General features: G+C 52.0%; 20 protein-coding genes. 2 read left to right on the forward strand and 18 right to left on the reverse strand.

Annotated elements, in window-relative coordinates; genetic code table 11:
• Positions 1 to 21: 21 nt before the first annotated feature.
• The 7 genes from EKO24_RS13390 to EKO24_RS13420 form a co-directional block, all read right to left on the reverse strand.
• On the reverse strand, positions 22 to 1,275 hold the full coding sequence (locus EKO24_RS13390) for an MSMEG_0569 family flavin-dependent oxidoreductase (protein WP_127027537.1): 1,254 nt from the start codon (positions 1,273 to 1,275) through the stop codon (positions 22 to 24).
• A gap of 139 nt (positions 1,276 to 1,414) precedes the next feature.
• Positions 1,415 to 1,702, reverse strand: coding sequence for an MSMEG_0570 family nitrogen starvation response protein (locus EKO24_RS13395; RefSeq protein WP_127027538.1), 288 nt, complete (start codon positions 1,700 to 1,702; stop codon positions 1,415 to 1,417).
• Positions 1,703 to 1,783: 81 nt separating this feature from the next.
• Entirely contained in the window at positions 1,784 to 2,773 is a 990-nt protein-coding gene (locus EKO24_RS13400; protein WP_127027539.1) for a sll0787 family AIR synthase-like protein, read from the reverse strand.
• Positions 2,770 to 3,312, reverse strand: coding sequence for an MSMEG_0567/Sll0786 family nitrogen starvation N-acetyltransferase (locus EKO24_RS13405; protein ID WP_127027540.1), 543 nt, complete (start codon positions 3,310 to 3,312; stop codon positions 2,770 to 2,772). The genes EKO24_RS13400 and EKO24_RS13405 overlap by 4 nt, the downstream gene beginning before the upstream one ends.
• Position 3,313: 1 nt before the next feature.
• On the reverse strand, positions 3,314 to 4,399 hold the full coding sequence (locus EKO24_RS13410) for an MSMEG_0568 family radical SAM protein (protein WP_196240023.1): 1,086 nt from the start codon (positions 4,397 to 4,399) through the stop codon (positions 3,314 to 3,316).
• The gene (locus tag EKO24_RS13415; RefSeq protein ID WP_127027541.1) at positions 4,392 to 5,375 is read right to left on the reverse strand and encodes a Nit6803 family nitrilase; all 984 of its coding nucleotides are present in this window, start codon (positions 5,373 to 5,375) and stop codon (positions 4,392 to 4,394) included. Before EKO24_RS13415 ends, EKO24_RS13410 begins: the two co-directional genes overlap by 8 nt.
• Positions 5,376 to 5,525: 150 nt before the next feature.
• The gene (locus EKO24_RS13420; protein WP_241674530.1) at positions 5,526 to 6,101 is read right to left on the reverse strand and encodes an MSMEG_0572/Sll0783 family nitrogen starvation response protein; all 576 of its coding nucleotides are present in this window, start codon (positions 6,099 to 6,101) and stop codon (positions 5,526 to 5,528) included.
• A 480-nt stretch (positions 6,102 to 6,581) separates the two neighbouring features.
• Between EKO24_RS13420 and EKO24_RS13425 the strand changes: the two genes are divergently transcribed.
• A complete protein-coding gene (locus EKO24_RS13425) occupies positions 6,582 to 8,015 on the forward strand; it encodes an aminotransferase-like domain-containing protein (RefSeq protein ID WP_127027542.1) in 1,434 nt (477 codons plus the stop codon).
• Between the two features lie 248 nt (positions 8,016 to 8,263).
• Here the strand turns inward: EKO24_RS13425 and EKO24_RS13430 are convergent, their stop codons facing one another.
• The 10 genes from EKO24_RS13430 to EKO24_RS13475 all read right to left on the reverse strand — a co-directional run bounded on the left by EKO24_RS13430 (position 8,264) and on the right by EKO24_RS13475 (position 17,457).
• A complete protein-coding gene (locus EKO24_RS13430) occupies positions 8,264 to 8,560 on the reverse strand; it encodes a hypothetical protein (protein ID WP_127027543.1) in 297 nt (98 codons plus the stop codon).
• Positions 8,547 to 9,185, reverse strand: coding sequence for a nucleotidyltransferase domain-containing protein (locus EKO24_RS13435; protein WP_127027544.1), 639 nt, complete (start codon positions 9,183 to 9,185; stop codon positions 8,547 to 8,549). The genes EKO24_RS13430 and EKO24_RS13435 overlap by 14 nt, the downstream gene beginning before the upstream one ends.
• Positions 9,182 to 10,033 (reverse strand): pentapeptide repeat-containing protein, encoded by an 852-nt coding sequence (locus EKO24_RS13440; RefSeq protein WP_127027545.1) that lies wholly within the window; start codon positions 10,031 to 10,033, stop codon positions 9,182 to 9,184. Before EKO24_RS13440 ends, EKO24_RS13435 begins: the two co-directional genes overlap by 4 nt.
• A gap of 158 nt (positions 10,034 to 10,191) precedes the next feature.
• Positions 10,192 to 10,569: a type II toxin-antitoxin system VapC family toxin gene (locus tag EKO24_RS13445; RefSeq protein ID WP_127027546.1), complete on the reverse strand. Its 378-nt coding sequence runs from the start codon at positions 10,567 to 10,569 to the stop codon at positions 10,192 to 10,194.
• The gene (locus EKO24_RS13450; RefSeq protein ID WP_127027547.1) at positions 10,553 to 10,804 is read right to left on the reverse strand and encodes a type II toxin-antitoxin system Phd/YefM family antitoxin; all 252 of its coding nucleotides are present in this window, start codon (positions 10,802 to 10,804) and stop codon (positions 10,553 to 10,555) included. The genes EKO24_RS13445 and EKO24_RS13450 overlap by 17 nt, the downstream gene beginning before the upstream one ends.
• Positions 10,805 to 10,917: 113 nt before the next feature.
• Positions 10,918 to 11,202, reverse strand: a complete 285-nt coding sequence (locus EKO24_RS13455) for a DUF2442 domain-containing protein (protein ID WP_127027548.1) — start codon at positions 11,200 to 11,202, stop codon at positions 10,918 to 10,920.
• A 12-nt stretch (positions 11,203 to 11,214) separates the two neighbouring features.
• Positions 11,215 to 11,484 carry a DUF4160 domain-containing protein gene (locus EKO24_RS13460; protein WP_127027549.1) on the reverse strand — a complete coding sequence of 90 codons (270 nt, stop codon included), beginning with the start codon at positions 11,482 to 11,484 and terminating at the stop codon, positions 11,215 to 11,217.
• Between the two features lie 164 nt (positions 11,485 to 11,648).
• Positions 11,649 to 13,748, reverse strand: coding sequence for a cellulose binding domain-containing protein (locus EKO24_RS13465; protein ID WP_127027550.1), 2,100 nt, complete (start codon positions 13,746 to 13,748; stop codon positions 11,649 to 11,651).
• A gap of 302 nt (positions 13,749 to 14,050) precedes the next feature.
• Positions 14,051 to 16,471: a spermine/spermidine synthase domain-containing protein gene (locus EKO24_RS13470; RefSeq protein ID WP_127027551.1), complete on the reverse strand. Its 2,421-nt coding sequence runs from the start codon at positions 16,469 to 16,471 to the stop codon at positions 14,051 to 14,053.
• Between the two features lie 248 nt (positions 16,472 to 16,719).
• Positions 16,720 to 17,457 (reverse strand): protein-L-isoaspartate(D-aspartate) O-methyltransferase, encoded by a 738-nt coding sequence (locus EKO24_RS13475; RefSeq protein WP_127027552.1) that lies wholly within the window; start codon positions 17,455 to 17,457, stop codon positions 16,720 to 16,722.
• A gap of 217 nt (positions 17,458 to 17,674) precedes the next feature.
• Here EKO24_RS13475 and EKO24_RS13480 point away from each other — a divergent pair, with 217 nt between their 5' ends.
• Positions 17,675 to 18,232 carry a YbhB/YbcL family Raf kinase inhibitor-like protein gene (locus EKO24_RS13480; protein WP_127027553.1) on the forward strand — a complete coding sequence of 186 codons (558 nt, stop codon included), beginning with the start codon at positions 17,675 to 17,677 and terminating at the stop codon, positions 18,230 to 18,232.
• 523 nt (positions 18,233 to 18,755) lie between these two features.
• Here the strand turns inward: EKO24_RS13480 and EKO24_RS13485 are convergent.
• Positions 18,756 to 21,155: an MHYT domain-containing protein gene (locus EKO24_RS13485; RefSeq protein ID WP_127027554.1), complete on the reverse strand. Its 2,400-nt coding sequence runs from the start codon at positions 21,153 to 21,155 to the stop codon at positions 18,756 to 18,758.
• Between the last annotated feature and the right edge of the window lie 38 nt (positions 21,156 to 21,193).

The following is a 21,193-nucleotide window of genomic DNA, read 5'->3' on the forward strand; positions in this document are numbered from 1 at the left end:
CGAGCCCTTGGTTTTTTAATCTTAAGCCGCGGCGAGCTGTTTTAGCCTGTCGTGAATCACTCCGGCCAGGTATTGCGCATCTTCGGCAATGCCCAAAAAGCGGCCTGAACCCCAGGTGTTAAGCCAGGGCAGGCCGATAAAATAAAGCCCTTGTTCACGGGTTATTCCGCGCTTGAATTGCGGATGGCCCCGGCCGTCGAAAACCGGCAGTTCTATCCAGCTGTAATCGGGCCGGAAGCCGATTGCCCAGACAATCGACGTAATACCGGCGGCGTCGGCATCCAAAATGGTCGGATCGAATTCGGGTTCCCAGACTTTCCTGAACGGCGGCTCTTCCGGCGCATCGATACCGTTGTCTGCGATATAGCGGTCGATGTCCTCGCGAATCCGCACATAGACGTCGTCGGCTTCGTCGAGGTTTTTGGTTAAATCGGCTTTAAATTCCAGCGTCGCGCCTTGGATATTCGCCATGCTGCCGTAGAGTTTGACGCCTTCCAATGCGAATTTGCGCAAGTCGATTTCGTGGCCGCCGTTGCGTCCGGTCAGGTAGTGGTTGGTTTTGTGTTTAGCCGCATCGCCTAGCGGGTGCTTATCGACCGTCATTTGATAAAAGCCCAGGTCGTACAGCCATTCCGTGGTTTCGCGGCCGCGATACAGCCGCGGCGAGCGCGGCGCATTGCCGACCGCCAGATGTACTTTGCGTCCGGCCAGGTGCAAATCTTCCATCAACTGCACGCCGGATTGGCCGGAACCGACCACTAGCACTTCGCCGTCCGGAAGTTGTTGCGGGTTGTGGTAATGCATCGAATGAACCTGGGTAATGTGATCGGGAAGGCTGTGCGCATAATCCGGCACAATCGGAATATCGTAGCCGCCGGTTGCCACGACCAGATGATCGGCCGTGAACTCGCCGGCGCTGGTCGTCACCTCAAGCCGGCCTTGTTTGCCGCGGCGGACGCGGGTTACGGCCACCCCTTCGTTGACCGGCGCGTTGACCTTGTCGGCGAACGCTTCGACATAGTCGACGATCTCGTCCTTGAGCATGAAGCCTTGCGGATCGTCGCCCTGATAAGGAAAATCCGGCAGCTGGCATTGCCAGTTCGGCGTCACCAGGCAAAAGCTGTCCCAGCGGTCGTTGCGCCAGGAATGAGCGATCCGGTTTTTCTCGAAGACGACATGGCTGATGTTGAACTGTTGCAGGTAATAGCTGACCGATAAGCCGGCTTGGCCGCCGCCGACGATAATGACTTGGTAATGCGGGTGTTGATTGCTCATGATGTTCTCTCGTTGTTATGTGACGGTTTGTGATTGTTCTCGTTTTCTGCCAGTTAGACCTTCCAGGTTTTTACTGGAGCCGCCGGGAGCGTCTCCAGTAAAAACCTGGAAGGTCTGTCTACCGGCTCGGCCTACATCCTTAGCCGATAAACTCTTCGATCAAAATTTTCGGGTTTTCACTATCGGAAAAGTTCGCCGCGATAGCTTCAATTTCGTCCAGTTGGCTCATCGCGCTGGAGCAGGTGTAACCGTATTTCTGCCGTACCCGCTCGCTGGCGATTTGCAGGGCCGCACGGCTACGGGCGAGAAAATCGTCCAGTTCGTAAGTCTCGCCCGGTTTAAAAAAATCCTTGATTACTTGCGACGGCGAATAACAAAGGCTGGTGGATTGGTCCGGCCAGCGGACGCGAAAACGCATTTCAGGCATGGATAAGTCCTCTTGCCGTATGTTGTAAAAAGTAGGATACGCATCGCGTACCGATTTCAATTTTTTCGCTGGATCGAATCTTCACAAGGTACGCGATGCGTACCTTTCCGGTTTTATGCCGCATCCGGTCAACGGCTCAGCATGTAAATCCCATAACAGTTCTTCACTACCCGCATCGGCAACGCGCAAGCGGCCCGACGCATCGGTTTCTCCGATTACCGAGCAGGCAATGCCGCGTTCTGAAAAACGCCCAATAACGGCTTCGCTATGCTTATCTTCCACGCTCAGCACAAAACCGTAACTTGGAAAACAGCACAGCCAACGTTCTAACGGAATATCCGGCGGGCGCGGTATCGCTGCAATATCGATCACGCCGCCCAAACCTGAGCTTTCCAACAGCATCAGCACCGTGCCTATCAAACCGGCCATGCTGATGTCCTTCGCCGCCGCACATAGCCCACCTTCGGCAAGCTGCGGCAATAGTTCCAGGTCTTCGCGCAAGCGTTCCTGCGGTGAACCGGTGCTCGCATCCCACCAGGCATGAGGCTCGCGAAAATGCCCGCGCAAATCGACCGCCGCCAGCAGCTTTTGTCCGGCTTTTGCCGCAAAACTGCTGAGCAGCTTATTCGCGCGGCCGAGAATCGCGACCGACAACTGCGGCCGGTCGCTGCGAAGATTGCTGTGCCCGCCGGCGATCGGCACGCGATAAATTTCGGAGGCGGCGGCCATGCCTTCGAGTACCGGTTTGGCTTGCGCTTCGCCGTCGCTCCAGATCGCATCGACGACCGCAATCGGCCGGCCGCCCATCGCGTAGATGTCGCTGACGTTGACCATCACGCCGCAATAACCGGCAAACCAGGGTTGGGTCGCGACAAACTCGTTCAGGAAGCCTTCGGCCGCGAACAATAAAAAACCGTCGCGGTCGGCTATCGCGGCGCAGTCGTCGCCGAGCGCAATTGCGCCGGACGGCATGCGTTTGTTAAGCAGGCCGGTCACGGCGGCGATGTCGCGCTTGTGCGCCAGGCCGATGCTTTTCTTTACGCTTTGCGTCAGGCGGTTTAAATCGTTCATGCCGCAACCCTGCCGGTCGCAATAAAGCCGGTTTCGCCATCGGCATAAGGCGGATACCAAGCTAAATCGGCCTGCATCAAATGATGCGGCCTGCCGTGCAGTTCGATTTCCTGCAACGATCGCCAGTGCAGGCGGCGAAACAACGGCACGTTGCGGCTTTGCACTTGGGCCAGGAAAGTATGGCAACCCTGGGCATGGGCGCTGGTGACGGCCAGGCGGATCAGCGCCGCGCCCAAGTTGCCCAGTTTGCGGTAGTCGGCCGCGACCGCCAGCCGCGAACCCCACCAAACGCCGGGTTCGCTTTGGTGAATGCGGACCGTGCCGACCACTTCGTCGGGCAGGCCGCCGACGCAGGCCAGCGCGACAATCGGCGTCGCAATTTGGTCGATGTCGTCAATATCATTGTCTTCAAAAACGCCTTGTTCCTCGCAAAACACAGCTTGCCGCAAGCGCAGCATTTGCTCGCGTTCCCAATCTTGCGTTACCCATTTGACCAGGTACTCGTTGGGCATAAAACGATTGATAGCTTCGTTCAACATATCAAATCTCGTAACTGGAAAGGGCCGAGCAAGCACCGCATTTGGCGCAACCGGCTTTCATGTCGGCGGAGCGCAGCCCGGCTTGTTTCAGCATCGCGCCCAGAGGTTGCAAAATGTCTCGCATGAAGCGTGGGTCGGGTGATGGATGATCGGCCAGCGGCGTGCCGGTGATCGGTATGAAAGGCACGACGAACGGGTAAACGCCTTTACCGATCAACTGTTCGCAAACGCTCAGTATCGCTTCCGCGCTATCGCCAAGCCCGGCCAGGATATAGGTGCTGACTTCTCCCCGGCCGAACACGGCCACCGCCGCATCGAAAGCGTCCATGTAACGTTCCAACGGCACGCCGGCCTTGCCGGGCATGATGCGGGCGCGGACTTTCGACGTGACGGCTTCCAGGTGCATGCCCAAACTGTCGATGCCGGCTTTTTTCATAAGCCCGAACCAGCTATCGTCGTCCGGCGGTTCGCATTGGCCTTGAATCGGCAAAGCGACGGCGGCTTTCACCGCGCGGGCGCTTTCGCACAAAATCGCCGCGCCGCGATCGCTCAGGTTCGGCGTGCCGGTCGTGATGACCATATGCTTGACGCCATCCAGCTCGACCGCGGCGCGGGCGACTTCGGCCAACTGCTCCGGCGTTTTGCGCAGGATGGTTCGACCGGCTTTCAGCGATTGCACAATCGCGCAAAACTGGCAGGATTTTTTGCGGTTGCCGTAGCGGATGCAGGATTGCAATACCGTTGTAGCCAGTACATCGGACGCATGCAAGGTCGCGATATGGGAATAGGGCACGCCGTCTTCGGTTTTTAAATCGTAAAAACGCGGCCGGCGGGGAAATGCAATCGAGTCGATGACGCGGCCATCGCGGCGGATAATGCTGATGCCGTGTTGGTCGGGAGTTGAGGCGGTAAACGGCGATTTGGCCGCGCCGATCGTTGTAATCGGCACCATTACGGTCTTGCCGCCGATGCTGACGGCTTTGTGATCGGACGGACCGGCGCCGCCGCGGCGGACGGCCATGCCCGATTCGGCGTCTTCCAGCCGTAATCCCAACGATTGCAGCTCGGTGATTAGCTGTTTATTCATGACTGGCTTGCTCGCTGTTTTGGAGGATTGGAAAAGGAAGCGCTTCATCGTTGAACATCGGCTCCGCCGGCCTGCCGTTGATTCTCAGGCTTAACAATTCCGGGCGGGCGTAATGGCCGACCGAGTCCATCATGCGTTTGCGTTTGGTAATCAGCGACATGTCCAGGTCGGCGATGACGATGCCTTCGCCGGAGCGCAACGGTTCGGCCAGATGCCGGCCTTCGGGCGATATGATGGCGGTGCAACAGCCGTCGCGCAGTGCTTTTTGCAAATCCGGGTCCGGCGTCACCGATTCGATTTGCTCGTCGCTTAACCAGCCGGTCGCGTTAATCACGAAGCAACCGGCTTCCAGCGCATGATGACGAATAGTCACTTCAATCTGTTCGGCGAAAATCGGTCCGACCAGCGAGCCCGGAAACTGGCTGCAATGGATTTCCTCGTGCTGCGCCATCAACGCATAGCGGGCCAGCGGGTTGTAATGTTCCCAGCAAGCCAAAGCGCCGATCCGTCCGACGCCGGTCTCGACCACTTTCAGGCCGGATGCGTCGCCTTGGCCCCAGATCATCCGTTCATGATAGGTCGGCGTGATTTTTCGGCGTTTTAAAGCCAGCTTGCCGCATTCGTCGAAAATCAATTGCGTGTTGTAAAGACTGCCGTGGTCGCGCTCGTTGACGCCCAGCACCACGACCACGCCCAGCGAACGGGCCAGCGCCGCAACCGCATCGGTGGCGGGTCCCGGCACGGCCGGCGCATGTTCGTAGAGCTTTAGATGCTCGCGGCCCGCGGCGACCGGCGGCAGCACGAACGAAAAATACGGGTAGTAAGGCACAAAGGTTTCCGGGAATACCACCAACTGCGCGCCTTCCTTGGCCGCATCGCCGATGGCTTGGCAAACTTTGTCGATAGTGCCGGTAGCTGAATCGAACACCGGCGCAATCTGTACCGCCGCCGCCCTGACAATTCTTGTCGATGTCACAATCTGTACTCCTGTTGCTGATTATTCTGGGGGAAAAACAGTTGGTCCACGAAAAGCACGAAAAAATATTAAATGTGTATCTACCCGATTTATTTCGTGCTTTTCGTGTCTTTCGTGGACAAAACCGCCGTTTTCAGTATTGCGAGTGATTTACATCGTCCAGGTATCCAGGATCAAAGCGTTCTCGCGGCGATGGATCAGCACGATGTCCAGCACATCCAGCGGGCTGATCGGACGGATGCCTTCGATCAGGCTGGGTTCGCCGTGGCCGTACAAAGCTTGCAGCGCGAACCGGCAGGCGTAAACCTTGCCGCCTTCGGCGATGAATTTGTTGATCTGGTTGGTGTAGTTTTGATGGCCCGGAAAAGCCTCGTCGCCCAAGCGCGGAAAGCCGCGTTGAATGCCCAGCGTTACGCCCGGCCCGTATAGCAGGATTGAAGTCTCAAAACCCTTGCGTTGCAGGCGGGTGGCTTGCAACAGGTTTACGTAGCCGATAGAGCCTTCAAAGGCGACGGTGTGGAATTTGACCAGGGCTTTTTCGCCCGGTTCGGCTTTGACGTCCTCGAAGACTTTCTCTTCGTAATCGACAAAAAAATCGCCTTTAACGTGAGCTGGTTTTTGAACTGCCGGCATCGGATATTCCTCGTAATAAATAAAAAAGCCCTGCATCGCGGGATGCAGGGAAGAGCTATGGCTGTCAATCGCTGAGGGGAATCGACGGGACATAGTTTACGAACGAGACAGAATTGCTGACAGATTCAGGAAAAAACGATTTTTAGGGTACAGATTGCGGTTTTAAGTCATCTGTTATGCCGCATAAACCGGATAACTGTTATGGAAAAGGGACGAGTAATTTGAATGGAGAGTATGTCGTTTATCTCGTTCCCACGCGGCGCGCTTATCGTTATACACAAATATTTCGCGAGATGTTATTCCTTACCTACGTTAGACGGGAAACATGCGGATAGCAGACCTTCCAAATTTTTAAAACCTGGAAGGTCTAACTCGCGCAACGCTCAACGGAACAACCAGATTTCAGGCCTACGCCGAGATGTGTATAACGGCGAGCGCGGCGCGTAGGAACGAGAGATATGAGTGGGGCTGGAGCAATAAGCGGCGATACAATATAAAAAACTAAACTATCAAGCAGTACAGTTATGCTAAATTCGTCGAACCCAGCTTAAAGCGCAGAAATCCAAAAACTATATGAAACATCTCTACGAAACCGTAGCCGAAAACATCCTCGCCCATATCGAACAAGGCGTTTACCGTCCGGGAGAGCGCTTGCCGGGCATACGCCGCGTAAGCCGGCAAATGAACATCAGTATATCGACTGCGCTTGAAGCCTATCGGCTGTTGGAGGACCAAGGCCGAATCGAAGCTCGCGCCCGCTCCGGCTACTACGTCAGCGCCGTTCGCCGGTTGCCGATCACCGAACCCGGTATTTCCGAGCCGTCAACGACGCCGTCCCGCGTTACCGGCCAATCGCTGACCCGGCAAATCCTGCTGGCGGCCAAAGATCCTTACCAGATCAACCTCGGTTCGTCGGTGCCGACGCCCGATTTTTTGCCGACGCGAGTCCTGCAACAAGCCACCCAAAAAGTCGCGCGGCTGTTTGAAAAGCGCTGTTTCGATACCGACGAATTGCTCGGCAATCAGGAGCTTCGCCGCCAGATCGCCAAACGCATGGTCGAGCTGAACTGCGACGCCGGCCCCGACGACATCGTCATCACGCATGGCGCCAGGGACGCGGTCCGGCTCGCGCTGCTGGCTGTCTGCAAACCGGGCGACGTGATTGCCATCGAATCGCCAACTTTTTACGGCTTGTTGCAGGTCATCGAATCCTGCGGCATGGAAGCGCTGGAAATTCCGACGCATCCGCGCGAAGGCGTTTCTGTCGAAGCTTTGCAACTGGCGATTGAACAGTGGCCGATCAAAGCCTGCCTGTTGATTTCCAATTACAACAACCCGCTCGGCTCCTGCATGTCGGACGAACGGAAGAAAACGCTGGTCGCATTGCTGGAAAAACACGGCATTCCGCTGGTCGAGGACGACGTCTACGGCGATTTGGGCTTTGGCTTGAAACGTCCTTCGGTCGCCAAAGCCTGGAGCCAACAGGGCGAGGTTTTGTATTGCTCGTCGTTTGCGAAAACCTTGTCGCCGGGCTTGCGCGTCGGCTGGCTGGTTCCCGGACGGCACATGAAAAAAGTCGAAAACCTCAAATACATGCTGCACCAAGCCACGCCGACACTGAATCAACTGATCGTTGCGCATTTGCTGGAGCAGGGCGGTTACGACCGTTACTTGCGCCAAGTCCGGCAGGACTATGCGCAAAGCGTGACGCGGATGGTCAAGGCCGTCAGTCAATGTTTTCCCGAAGGCACCAAAGTGACGCAACCGGAAGGCGGCTTCGCGTTGTGGGTTGAATTGCCGGAACAAGTCGATGCGATGGAGCTGCATCGGCAAGCCAGTTTGGAAGGCATCATCATCGCGCCGGGGCCGTTGTTTTCGGCTACGCAGAAAAAATACGGCAATTTTATCCGGCTTAGTTGCGCGGTGCTTTGGAATGACAGGTTGGAACGGACGTTGAGAAAGTTGGGGGATATGGCTGGGGATTTGATGGCGGGATTAAACAATTAGCCAAATGTTGGACAGCGAAAAGAGCTTGCTCCGGGCTGTAGGGTACGTACTGGGTATTATTTTTTAATTACGCACAAGTACATAGGATGTGCCGACGACAGGAGGCGCATCAATCGCGAACGATGCGCTTCTTATCGAGTTGCTGTTTCGTCCACATGGTCATCAATTCGATTTGGTAGCGTGTCGCCCCTTTAACAACCATCTGCTATTGTTCGCATAACTTGCGGAAGTTTTGCCCGTTACACAAATCAACGCATATTAATGATTGTCTGTTTAATCTGATCAGTTAGAGCAGACACCTCACCAGATAAATGTTTATAGTCCTCAGTAATTTGCTCTTGGCTTTTATTTGAAAGAAAAAAGAGTTTGTCTGCTGCTTGACGAATCAATTCAACCAAAGCCGAACCATTTTCAAGTCTATTTGCATTTATCCACCGATCGATAGCTCCACTTGAAAGACCGAACAGTTCCTCTCGCCAGCCACCTCTATTAACGACGATAAGAATTTCGCGTTGCGCAGCAATACGATTGTTAAATTCGCTCATAGTGCATTTCTTCAGTAGGCGATAGATTTTTCATCCAATCAAGAATAATTGGGGCCGAGGACTTCGCGGTATTGACCTCCGCTTCTGATATAGAGGAGCCATACCCTCTAGTTGATAATATTCGAGCACGAGCGAACACATCAAAGACTTCGTTGGTGATTGGCAATTTTCGGTCTATAAGCAATGGAGACTTCCTTGAGAATATTGGCTGGCCAGTACCAAATGAATAACAAGTGGCAAAATTTCTCGTAGCGAGGAACATGCAAGAGAGATGAAACACCATGCTGTTGCTGGATTTCATCAGAGAATGATAGGATTCCGAAAACAGTTTGTGAAACTTCATGCAATCTTCCGAAATCTGCGTGTATTTTGATGGTGCACCTAAATTCAGGAGAAAGTCTGAGCCATCTGAGGAAAATATTAGTCGAGATTCTAAATGCAAATGCCATGCAAAGGGGTTTCCCTCGTGCCATAGTTGACGTATACGTTCATAGGTATATATCGAGAACTTTTTCGGATCAATCTCAGGATTGGGCCTAGAAAGGCAGGCGAGAAGATCAATATCTGATGCCGGGTCGGTTTCTCCCCGGCATAATGAACCAAAAACATAAAAATGGGTGCTCATCGTCGACTAAACCTCTTGACCAGCAAAGCAGTTAACAGTGCAATTGAGACGAACCTTACTCCCGTGATGAAGGAAAGTACCCCAACAGTAAAATTGGACGGAGACGGGGACAATGTACCTAAAAATACTGCAACTGCTGTCTGAAGACTGCTCCAGTAGAAGCCAATGTTCAGTGGACTACCGTTCGTATTGGTATCGTAGACTGCAATTGCGAAAATAATAAGAATGATTGAGCTCAGCAATTTCCTAATGCTTTCGCCATTTCCCCAAATGAAGTCAAGTAACCAGAATTCTAGCCATTTTAAAAACTGAACAATGCCATTTAATAATCCCGGATACTTTTCCTTATAGTATCTCTCCCCGGATCTCCAGGACTTGTACAAATAGATCGATGTCGCCTCAAGTTCGAGCGATATTGCTTTGTTTACAGCCTTGGCATTTCCAATCTGTTGGTAGTTCATCCTCAAGGATCGAGCGAAACGCATTCTGAGATTTTCTTCCCTCGGAGCCTCGCTCAGTATGTCGTCGTCTAATTGGCTACGCTCGAAAGTTGCAAAGTCAAACTTACATCCTCTAAAAGAGGTTTGGTGAAAATTAGAACCAATAAATCTGCAACCAGTGAAGTCACATGTATCAAATACACAGTTTTTTAAATAGCAGCTGTCGAAAATACAGTGTAAGAAGGAAACATTTTTAAACGTTATTTTTATGGCATTCAATCTAATGAATACATTGAATTTGAAGTTTTCTAGTTCAGTTGGAATATCCTTGGATACATAGAAATCGATAATTATTTTCCGCTTCACATTTTCTTTTAGGATTTCATCGTCGTCAGTTTTGTCGTTCATCTGTTATGCGCCTTGATGTAGCTTATTTTTCAATCTTAGCAAAAAATTGAATACGTTCTTCTAAATGTGACATTGGTTGATCACCATTGACAGTTTCTAATAGCCAAGTAGATTGGGGAAACGGTTTTCTGCCCAATATTACAGGCCGTCAAGTTTATCTATTTCCTAATAAACAGCACATCATCCCAATAATCCCGAAACACCACATCGTAAGTCACAATACATAGCCTCTCGTACTTGGCCTGGGCAATCAGCAACCGGTCGAACGGGTCTTTATGACGATCGCCCAGTTCGAGAACGGTTTGGGCATGGTAAGGCGTGATATTCAGCCATTGAAAACCTTGGGTTTCAATGTCTTCGGCGATATGTTCCGAAGGCAAGGCCATTTTACCCAAGCCGTTTTTGATCGCCATTTCCCAGACCGTAACCGAACTGACCAATGCGCCTTCGGCCTGAATCCGCTCGATGACCGGGCTGTCCTTGATTTCGCCCATCAGCCAGTCGTAGACAATGCAGGTATCAAGCAGCAGGCGCATTGTTGCTGTCGGTGAATAATTGTTCTACTTCGGCGTTGGTTTCGGCGGAATTCCAGTCCGCCGCATAAGTAGCCCGGCCTTTCCAGGCTCCAGGCGGGGCGACTTTGTTGGCCGTATATTTAACAAGTTTGGCGACGGGTACGCCGTTGCGGGCGATTACGACTTCTTCGTCTCTCTCGGCGGCAACGATCAGGCTGGACAAGTTGTTTTTGGCTTCGAGTATGTTGACTTGCATGGGGGATTCCTCTGCTTTGTTGGCTAATGTTAGCCAACTTAGTGGGCTTGGACTTTATTGTCAAGAGAGCCTTTCAATAAGACGTGATGTTCGTATTGAACTCTATCATCTCGTTAATGCTGAGCTTGCTTCGATACCGCCGCCTGTTCTTCTTTTGCGTCAATGTTAACAAAACGCCCACGTTCCAAAATTTGATCTAAATGAAAATCGCACTGGTCGTTCCAATAGATGCGTTTATTTTTAAACTTTACTGTCTTAAACAACTCATTGTCATAGAGCGATTTATAGCAAGGTATTCGTTCCAGTTCTGCCTTAACATCAAAATCAACGACTGTATCGTCATCCAAATAAATCCGAACGATATAATCATCTTTAGGTTCTACATTAATCAATTTCATAAGCGCCTCGATTTATCTTAACGGTTCAATGCGCAACGGTTCTTGGCCTGTTACCGCCAATTTCCAATCGATCATTAAAGATTCCTGGTGTATCTCAATCCATGCCTGCACTAACCGTGTTTGTTTGCGCGGCAACATACCCGAAATAACCTCACCGTCTAAAATTGAAAACACCGCCTCGTCATCCTGATATTCAGCGTGTATGTGCGGCGTGTTATGTTTTCCATTGTCATAAAAATACATCATGATTTGGATACCGTAAAAAATGGATATGGTTGGCATCGTTTATACTCTGTTTCTTAAATTATTTGGATAACTGATTCGTTCGTGGATGAGCGGAAAGTAAGGTATGTTTGCTTTTTGACAGCTCCAACTTATTTATCCAGTTTCACTAAACCGGCGTGGAGAGAGTGTTACAGCCCCCATTCAAAATCCCGATGGACTTGTTAACGCGTCGCGCAAAAACCGAAATCCCGGCTTTTTCCAGGGGCAACCGATTTATTCCATTTCATTCCCGACGCTGACAGGATAGCGCCGTTTTGGCTATAGATGGCGTTCCATAAAGAGTTCACTTTGCCTTCTATCGCGATGCTGACTTGCCATACCAGCGCTTTGGCAGCGGTGTTTTTGACCGTCACGTTAGCGCAATAACCGCTCGTCCAATCCTTCGTTATCGATAATTGGGTCGCTAAGTTAGCCGGTTGCGTGTCCGTTTCATCGCTGTCCGATGTTGATGAGCAGCCGCTATCGGCCGGATAGTCGATCTTGCCGTCGTTATCGTTGTCAAGGCCGTCGCCACAGACCGCTTTGGCTTGCGGACGATCGGCGCAAAAGCCAAAGCTGGCCGAGGCGCCGGATTTTAAGAGTTTATTCCAGCTTTCGCCGGTCGCGGTGATTTGTTGATTATTTTGTGTATACAGCGCGTTCCAAAAACTTTTAATCGTGCCTTGCAAGGTGAATGAAGTTCGCCATTCAACAACGGCAGGGCTGTTATTGGTTACCGACACGTCCGCGCAATAACCGGTATTCCAACTGGAGTTGGTTTTCACGCTGGCAGGCAAATCGGTCAGCACAGGCTGGTTTTCTTCGCTGTTGCCGGCGGCTGTCGCGCAACCCGGATCGTTCGGGTAGTCGATTAAGCCGTCATTGTCGTTGTCCTTGCCGTCGGCGCATATCGCAGGCGGCGAGGTTTCATCGTTGTCGTCGATCGAGGCGCAGCCGTTATCGGCAGGGTAATCAATGGCGCCGTCGTTGTCGTTATCCAGTCCGTCGTTGCAGGCAGTTGCTGTTTTATTCAGCGATAAAGCACCGTCGGCATAATAGCGTTTAACCGCAAAGCGCAGAAAACCGCCGTCATCGTCGGCATTCAACGGGACGCGATCATTCAAGTGATCGGTATGATTGTACAGGCGGTTATCGATGGGGTCGGGGTTGGTGATGCCGTCGTTGCGCGCATCGAAATATTCGGTCTGGTCTTTTTGTCCCGCGCCGAATAAAAAGGCGACCACGCCGGCATCGCGGAACTGTTGAAGATGACTGCTATCGCCGTTATCCAGCACCGATTGCAGCAGATATTCCGGACGATTGTCCTGATAGTGGCCGACCGTATTGTTACTGCTGCGGTATAAGGTATTACCGACCGGTATCTGCCAGAGAATGACGTCCTGTTTCAGTTCGCCGGATAAGCGGGCGATGAACTGGCGATAACTGTCGAAATCTTCCTGTTGCCACCAATGATTAGCTTTGCCTTGTGTTTGGTAATAACCGGCATCGCGGTCGGAAAGCCCGCTAAACATCACGTCGAACGGCGCTTTCAACGCTTGGTAAAATTTAGCCGTTGCCAAGGCCAGCTTGTTCGGATCGCCTTGATTCAAGATTAAATCGGTACGCGTCGCCCATGTCGATGCATGCCACCCCAGAATCACTTTAGGGGCATACTGGTCGCGAAGCGCAACGATCAACTGGGCAAAACCGCGGGCGTTATTTTCATAGCCGACCGCTTGAGGAAGACCGGATGAGGCAACTGCAACAGGCGTGAGCGCAGGATCGCTATTATTCCATTGAATATTGCCGAACAAATCGGGTTCCAGATGAACGACGACCGGACGGCCAAATATCGCAATGCGCTGCATTAAGAAAATCCAGTTTTCAAAATAGTTTTTCATCGTTGCAGGCGTTTGCAGATTTTGTAAAGGCGGTTCCACGTCGGGATTAGGTTCGGCATGGACGATTTCATAGTAGCTGAGCACCGGGACCAGTCCTGCATCGTTGCTGTCTTTCAGCCATTGATCGACGAACGCGCCATCGGGAGAATTCCAATGGCGCCAATCATCGACACCCAAGCCGCCGGTAAGGTAGTGATAACGGTAACCGGCCGGCAAATCGGACGATTTGTCGATTGAACCGGCAAGATTGTTGTCGAAGCCGAATGAAAGAACATTAGGCGTATTGCCGTTCATCGGTAAGGCGAGCGCATGCGATATTGCCAATGCCAGAGACAAGCCTAAAGCGGACTGCGGTAAGTATCTTGAAAAGGAACGTTTCATAATGGCTGTTGTTGCGTTGGTAAAATTAGGGGGGATTATTCTGAATGACCGGATTGAGCGTAGATATTTGAATGTGCTGACTATGAGGAGCAATTGGCAATTTTATGTTAGCGATGGCTGTTTTGCCAGCCGCAACGTCACTGGCATTAAGTTAAGCCGTTCGTGGTGAGTTCGGCCAGCTCATGACGGGCTTCGACAAGGCCTTCAGTCCTGAGCGCTGCCGAAGGGTCAGGGCGAACGGAGCCCTAACTTAATGGCAGTGAGCCGCAACGTCGATAAAGTGGACAGTTTGGCTGTTAAATTTATGCCAATCTGGGAAAACACCACGCCGCAAGCCCATACAAACCCACCGCCAGAAAGATCAATACGGTAAAGCCGAACTGCATCGCAATCAGCGTTGCCAGTATTGCGCTGATCACCGAGGCGCAGCCGTTGATGCCCCAGGCCCAGGGTATCAGCGCCGGATTCGTCCGGCTGATTTTAGCCAGTGCCACCGGAAACGGCATGCCCATGCAAAAGCCTAGCGGCGCTATCAGAATCACTGAAAACAAGTAGCGGCTCAAACTGCCGGTCTTCAGTAAAAATTCGGCGATGGTTCCAAAGCCCAACGCATAGTTAACGCTAAGCAGGGCAATGACCCCTATCGGCAGCATAAGTATCGGCGTCTCCGTGCCGGCTGTCAGCCGGGTTGAAAAATAGCTGCCGGCGCCGGCGGATAATAAAAACGTACTTAGCACGACGGTAATCGCGTAAAGCGGATGGTGCAGGATCAGCATAAATTTCTGGATGAACGCGATTTCGATAAACAAAAAAGCCAGGCCCAGGCAGAAAAAATACGCCAACAAGGGTAGATGGTTTCCTGAGTCCGGCTCGATGCCGAGCTTGTTTTTCCAAAGCCGCAACGGTAATACTATCAATAGCAGGCTGGCCAGTACCGCTTGTACTAAGGCGGCGATTAGCAATAGATAGCCGCTTTCGAGTAAAAAGCTGCCGCCGCTTGCCATTAACGAGCTTATTTCCGGCAGGGTGCGCCATTTAAAAAAATGGAACAGGTAAGGTTTGTCGTCTGTTGCCGGTTCGATATTGAATTTATAAGCGTCGATAAATGCCTGGCTCCGATCGCCCAATAAAGCCGTTGCGGCCCGGTACAGGTAAGGTTGCTGCTGGACATTAAAACGATTGGCTTCCTGCTCCGTTATGCCGGGATAGTAAACCGGGTCGAAGCTGCGTTCGTTGCAGAATTGTTTTAAACGGGCTATCTCGTCGGCGGAAATAATGCCGCGTTTCACCAGCAGGGTGCTGGTTTGCCAGCCGCGAATCATGACGATCTGCTGCCGGGGTTGAGCAATACCGGCTGTTTTCAATGCGCCGATAACGGTCGCCAACAGTTTGGCTTCGTCGCGCGGCGGGATTTTAATCCAGCGGGTAATGCTCAGATAACCGTCCGGGCTGACGTGGCGCAGATATTCCCGTACCGCCTGTTCGGTATAAAGGTAATTCTCTGCCATTGAATAAAGCCCGGCCGCCGATGCGCCGAACGCATCCAGCAATGAAAGATTGACCAGGTTGTAGGTTTTGCCGGTTGCGGCAAGGTAGCCGCGGGCTTCGTCGACATGAACGTCAACATGGGCGCTCGAATAAAGATAACCGGTAAAGCCGGCGTATTTGCGCTGAACCAGCTCGACGATTTGCGGATTCAGTTCGACCGCATCGATATGCTTAATCGCATGATAATTGGCCTGTAATACGTCGCTGCCGGTTCCGGCGCCGAGGATCAGGACGTCGGCGTGTCGTTTCAGGTGATAGGGCAGGGCCGACGTGGTTTGATCCAGGTAGCCGAGCGTTTGCGGGTTGCCGTCGTAGCGGGTGATTGCGGTCATATTGTCCGCGTCGGTAAATACGGCCAGTTGTTCCGGCGGTTCTGTTGCTGCATTAAGGCTTAGGCCGGGCGCATGGCGTAGCGGAGTCGTGCCGCTTTTGACGATGTCGATCAAGCCCAGCGGGCTGGAATAGCGGCCGATGATTTGGGTGCCGGGCAGTTGCAGTAATTGGTTCAGGGTTTTGTAGGGCGAAACTTTCAGCGCTATCGAAGCCGAAGGCGTGATGATCGCGGTCAAGCCGATGATAACGGACAGCATGACCCAGGGTTTCGAACGCTCTAAATCATGGCTCGATACCAGCAGCGTCGCCACGACTCCCGATAGCATCAGCACCGTCAATATTTTTTCGGGAAACAGCAAGAACAGCAGCAACATAATGCCGATACTGCCGATGCCGGCGCCGGACAAATCGGCCGCATAAATCGACGATACCCGGTCTTTATAGCGGTAAAGCGCCAAGCCGGCAACATTGGCCGTAAAAAAGAAAGGTAAGGCCAGGATCAGGTAAATGCTGCACAAATTCCATAGTTGCATCGGCGTCCACAGCATTTCCGCCGGATTAAACGGGATGTACTGGGCCAGCAAAAAACACATCGGCGCCGAGCAGCTGAACAGCAGCATATTGGCCATTGTCCAGGTCGGGAACAGCTTTACCAGCCGGTCGCGGTTCAGCGCCAGGAACACGCCGCTGACGCCGTAACCCAACAGCGCCAGGCTGATCATCATATAAGCGAAATGATGCCATTGAATAATCGAAAACAAGCGCATCAATAACACTTCGTAGGCCAGGGCTGATGCCGAAATAATCGCGACGGCGGCCAACAGCGGTAAGTGCGGTTTCATCATTTCTCCTTTAATGATAGGAAATCGTTTTGTCCACGGAAAGCACGAAAGTTTTCAAAACGATACAAAAATACAACCAAGTCGTAACTACTCTACATATATCTAATAGGACACGGATGACACGGATAGGGCGGATTTACACGGATTTTTAACTCTAACCGTCCGATGACGCTTTTTTAAAATCCGTGATGATCCGTTTAATCCGTGTTCTATTTCTCTTTTCGCTGAATAGTTACAGCAAATCCTTATTAATGCCTGCCGGTCAGCGGCACGAAATTGACCGGCAGGATTTGCCGGGTGCCGATTTTTCCGTCGGCGTCTTTAGTCACCAACACTAGGTATTGCGTCATAAATGGGGCGCCGACCGGGATGACCATACGGCCGCCGGGTTTTAGCTGCTTGATCAGCGGCGGCGGTATATGGCTCGCAACGGCGGTAACGACAATCGCATCGAAAGGCGCGGCTTCTTCCCAGCCGTAATAGCCGTCGCCGGTGCGGGTGTGGACGGTATCGTAACCGGCGCGCTTGAGGTTGGCGGACGCCCACTTTGCCAGCGGCTCAATAATTTCGATCGTGTAGACGTTATCGGCAAGTTCGGCGAGCATCGCCGCCTGATAACCGGAACCGGTGCCGACTTCCAGAACCCGGCCGGATTTATTCAGTTTCAGCAGGTCGGTCATAATCGCGACGATCAGCGGCTGGGAAATCGTTTGTCCGTAGCCGATAGGGAGGGGCCGGTTCGCATAAGCAAAAGGCCGCTCGGCATCGGGCACGAACTCATGCCGGGGGACTTTCAGCAAGGCTTCTATAACCCGCTGGTCAAGCGATTCGCTATCCAAATAGCCGCGAGTTCCCGCCGTTTCGGTTTTGATAGCGGTTACCAATGCGTGACGCTGCCGTGCGAAATCGTTTTCGGCTATGGCGCAGGCGGAAAAAAACAGCAAAACGATACCGCTAACCACAAGCCGGAATATCGGATGTTTCATGTTCGCAACCTCCTGATTTTATAGAGCAAGAGTTGGCTGTAAGGCTTGGAGTTTAAAGCAACGGAAAGTTATTTGTCTGTAAGTCTTTTCTACAATTGCCAGGCGTTCGCGATAGGTTTATGGTTTAGGCGGGGCGCGGTTTTTTCGCTATTTGGCTATTTTCATGGCTCTTCCAGCTTCAGGACCGGCAACGACAATTTTATTTTTGAGGTGATCAATGAGCCCAATCAAGCAGCTTGCTATTATCCCTATAATTTCCAGCATCTTTTTTACGACAGCCGCGCTGGCTGAAGGAGAGCAAAACATGACTTTGAGCCTCAAATCGGCTGACTTTGCCGATCAGGGAGAAATGCCGAAGACATTCACCTGCGACGGTAACGACACTTCGCCGGCTTTAAGCTGGTCCGGAGTGCCGCAAAATGCGAAGAGCCTGGTGTTGATCGTCGACGATCCGGATGCGCCGGACCCTGCCAAACCTAAAATGACCTGGGTTCACTGGGTGCTTTATAACATTCCGCCGACAGCAACAGAACTGCCTCGGTCCGTTGCGGTAAGGGATTTGCCGGCGGGTACGCTGCAAGGCAAAAACGACTGGAAACAGACAGGTTATCGCGGCCCTTGTCCGCCCACCGGCCGGCATCGCTACTTTCATAAACTTTATGCGTTGAATATCGAGTTGCCCGATTTGCACCAGCCGAAGAAGAGCGAGCTGGAAAAAGCGATGGAAGGGCATGTGATCGAACATGCGGAATTGATTGGCACTTATCAGCATTAGTTTGGATTGACGGCATCGGCAGGATGTTTATTAGTACGAAACATCATTTTCCGGGCTTTGTCTTTAGGACTCTCGGCAGATTACGAGCGATTGCCTCTTTTGATAAAGACGGGCGAAGGATAAAACAGTGAAAAAGCCCGGATAATATGAACGGCACAGCTTAACTTTGACTTATACCCAAAGGGCATAAGTTTCGTTTGAGCAGACAAGCTGCCCAACTCATCTTTAATATTAGCCGGACTAAACGCTGGGAGGACAATTGGCTTAACACCGTAGCGTTCGGTGGGGCGCGAACCGCACGGAGAGAAAGCGCGGTATCCGGGGAATGCTCTACATCTTTGGGCCACGGTTTAGCCGTTCAAAGCCGGCTGTGGACGTTTGGCGACCGGGTTGCTTGAGCCGTAACAGCCCAGGGATGAGCTGTTACGGCGGCCAAAACTTATTGGACGATTAATCCATGCGGCGTAAACCATTGAGAAAAATAGAACCGACCGCGATTGTAATAACAGATAACGGGCTCTTTTTACGCGACCGGAAAACCCTCGCTTATTAAATCATCCTGTTCGATCGGCAATGTAATCGTGAACGTTGAGCCAACACCGGCAACGCTGCTCACGTCAATCGTACCATGATGTTTCGCGATAATCCCCCATGCAATTGAAAGGCCAAGACCGGTGCCTTGCCCTATCGGCTTGGTCGTATAAAAAGGTTCAAAAATCCGTTTGAGGTTTTCCTGAGCAATGCCGGAACCCGTATCGGCGATTAAAACCTGAATCGCAGAATGATCCGTTGGGCATATGCGGGTAGTGATGGCAATTTCTCCCCGTCCTTCAATAGAGTGCGCCGCATTAACCAGCAAATTCATAAAGACCTGGTTAAGTTGCGAAGCAAAGCATCGAATTAACGGTAAATCGTTACTATAGTTTTTGGTCACGACGCATTTATATTTGAGCTCATTTCTAACGATGTTCAGCGTCGAGTCGAGTCCTTTATGCAAATCGACTATTTGCCATTCCCCGCCGTCGGCACGGGAAAAATTTCTCAAATCGTCCACAATCGATTTCATGCGCATTAAACCGTCTTTCGATTCGGCGATCAGCTCGAAAATATCGGACTGCAAATATTCAAAGTCTTTTTCGGCCGCCGATGCAACAACGTCGCCGGGCCGGGCATTGGCGCGATAAGCGGCGGTTATTTCCAGAATATCTTTAATATAGCCGTCAAAAGCGCCAAGGTTGGCATAAACAAAAGCGATGGGAGTGTTCAATTCATGGGCGATGCCGGCCGCCAACTGGCCTATTGCGGACATTTTTTCCGTCTGCAATAACTGGCTTTTGGCCTCGGCCAACTGGAGGATACTTTCTTCGTATCGCTTGCGCTCGGTAATATCCCGTAGCGCCGCCGCGATTAACACCCCTTTGGAGGTTTCGATAGGACTGAGGCTAACCTCGACCGGAATGTTTCGGCCGCCATTGGTTTTAACGAAAAGCTCCTGCCGCCTGCTCGCCGGTGCGGCCTGGGCATTCGTATCATTACGGAATTGATTGTATATCCGGCCCGATTCATCGGTTAACAGAATACCGACCGCTTTCCCCAACAGCTCGTCCTTGGCGTAGCCCAGCAAATCCACGGCTTGACGATTAATCATGTTAATTGAATCGTTGCCGTCTACGATGACCATGGGGTCCGGCGTCGATTCGAGCAAAGCGCGAAATTGCATTTCCCGCTCCCGCAGTTCCGTCTCATCCGCTATGCGTTGGCTGATGTCGCTGAACAAGGCAAAGGAATACAATATTTCATCGCTCTCGTTGTCGAAGATTGAATTGCTATCGACCAGGCACGGCAACAGGCTGCCGTCGGCGCGGTTTAATTTGACTTCCGCGCGGCGATTGCCTTGCTTTGCGCGGACGTGATCCGGAGCCATTAAATCCCGGTAAAACGTACCGGCCAATAACTGTTGATCCGTGTCCGCCGAAAGGTTGCGATCCGTAATCATTAAATCCCAGTAAAATTTACCGATCAATAACTGTTTATCCATGCCCGTCAAAACCGACATGGCGCTATTGCATTCCGTAATAACGCCGTCTCTGTCCATCATCACAAAACCTTGATTGGTTGAGTCGAGAACGGCATTGATACGGACGCGAACTTGGGCAAGTTTTCCTCCCAAATAAGTAAAGACCAAGCCGCTGAAAATCAGCAAAAACGCAACAAATGCAATAGCAACGGCAAGCACATTAGGACTGGTCGCGACGACAGGATTGTCGCCGGCAGGGTCATGAATAAAATACGCCGCCTCCATCGCGATATAGTGCATGCTCGATATGGCTCCTCCCAATGCGCAGCCTCCCAGCAACGAGGAAACGGATCGGTTGGCGGTGCCCACCAATACGTACAAGAACGCCTTGATCAGCAAAGCCGCGATCGATAAATACACGGCCACCGCAAGAGACGCGACAAATAGCTCCGGTTTATAACGCAACATGCCGTCCAAGCGGATGGCCGCCATGCCGGCGTAGTGCATCAGCGCGATACCGGTGGCCATCACTATGCCGCCCAACACCAATCTGTTTAAGTCGACATGGGCTGTGTTAACGGTATTCAACGCCACTGCCGCGGCAAAAATACCGGGCAATACCGACAACCCGGTAATCCACGGATCGTAGCTTACCTCGCAATCGAGATGAAAAGCCAACATGCCGATGAAATGCATGGCCCAGACGCCGCCGCCAAGTATCAATGCGCCTATCGACAACCAGAGATAACGTTGTTCGCCGCGCGCCAAGCGATCAACCATTTCGAGCGAACAAAACGACGAAAAAATAGCGATCAGAACAGAAACGATCACCATTGGCACGTTATAACTGCTATTGTATGTCAGCGCTATATCGGGCAACGAACCCAGAAAAAAACTATCGAACATTTACTTTCCTTTTGCGATGTTGATACGCCACCGGGCTA

It is taken from the genome of Candidatus Methylobacter oryzae (assembly GCF_003994235.2).
In the GTDB taxonomy this organism is placed as follows: Bacteria; Pseudomonadota; Gammaproteobacteria; order Methylococcales; family Methylomonadaceae; genus Methylobacter_A; species Methylobacter_A oryzae.

Excerpts from the sequence above, each read along its gene's own strand:
- EKO24_RS13440 (WP_127027545.1), bottom strand. The coding sequence starts at position 10,033 with ATGAACGACAAAACTGACGACGATGAAATCCTAAAAGAAAATGTGAAG.
- EKO24_RS13420 (WP_241674530.1), bottom strand. The coding sequence starts at position 6,101 with ATGTCCCGTCGATTCCCCTCAGCGATTGACAGCCATAGCTCTTCCCTG.
- EKO24_RS13480 (WP_127027553.1), top strand. The coding sequence starts at position 17,675 with ATGAGCCCAATCAAGCAGCTTGCTATTATCCCTATAATTTCCAGCATC.
- EKO24_RS13460 (WP_127027549.1), bottom strand. The coding sequence starts at position 11,484 with ATGCCAACCATATCCATTTTTTACGGTATCCAAATCATGATGTATTTT.
- EKO24_RS13470 (WP_127027551.1), bottom strand. The coding sequence starts at position 16,471 with ATGAAACCGCACTTACCGCTGTTGGCCGCCGTCGCGATTATTTCGGCA.
- EKO24_RS13430 (WP_127027543.1), bottom strand. The coding sequence starts at position 8,560 with ATGAGCGAATTTAACAATCGTATTGCTGCGCAACGCGAAATTCTTATC.
- EKO24_RS13390 (WP_127027537.1), bottom strand. The coding sequence starts at position 1,275 with ATGAGCAATCAACACCCGCATTACCAAGTCATTATCGTCGGCGGCGGC.
- EKO24_RS13425 (WP_127027542.1), top strand. The coding sequence starts at position 6,582 with ATGAAACATCTCTACGAAACCGTAGCCGAAAACATCCTCGCCCATATC.
- EKO24_RS13400 (WP_127027539.1), bottom strand. The coding sequence starts at position 2,773 with ATGAACGATTTAAACCGCCTGACGCAAAGCGTAAAGAAAAGCATCGGC.
- EKO24_RS13445 (WP_127027546.1), bottom strand. The coding sequence starts at position 10,569 with ATGCGCCTGCTGCTTGATACCTGCATTGTCTACGACTGGCTGATGGGC.
- EKO24_RS13455 (WP_127027548.1), bottom strand. The coding sequence starts at position 11,202 with ATGAAATTGATTAATGTAGAACCTAAAGATGATTATATCGTTCGGATT.
- EKO24_RS13395 (WP_127027538.1), bottom strand. The coding sequence starts at position 1,702 with ATGCCTGAAATGCGTTTTCGCGTCCGCTGGCCGGACCAATCCACCAGC.
- EKO24_RS13410 (WP_196240023.1), bottom strand. The coding sequence starts at position 4,399 with ATGAATAAACAGCTAATCACCGAGCTGCAATCGTTGGGATTACGGCTG.
- EKO24_RS13450 (WP_127027547.1), bottom strand. The coding sequence starts at position 10,804 with ATGCAAGTCAACATACTCGAAGCCAAAAACAACTTGTCCAGCCTGATC.
- EKO24_RS13435 (WP_127027544.1), bottom strand. The coding sequence starts at position 9,185 with ATGAGCACCCATTTTTATGTTTTTGGTTCATTATGCCGGGGAGAAACC.
- EKO24_RS13465 (WP_127027550.1), bottom strand. The coding sequence starts at position 13,748 with ATGAAACGTTCCTTTTCAAGATACTTACCGCAGTCCGCTTTAGGCTTG.
- EKO24_RS13485 (WP_127027554.1), bottom strand. The coding sequence starts at position 21,155 with ATGTTCGATAGTTTTTTTCTGGGTTCGTTGCCCGATATAGCGCTGACA.
- EKO24_RS13475 (WP_127027552.1), bottom strand. The coding sequence starts at position 17,457 with ATGAAACATCCGATATTCCGGCTTGTGGTTAGCGGTATCGTTTTGCTG.
- EKO24_RS13405 (WP_127027540.1), bottom strand. The coding sequence starts at position 3,312 with ATGTTGAACGAAGCTATCAATCGTTTTATGCCCAACGAGTACCTGGTC.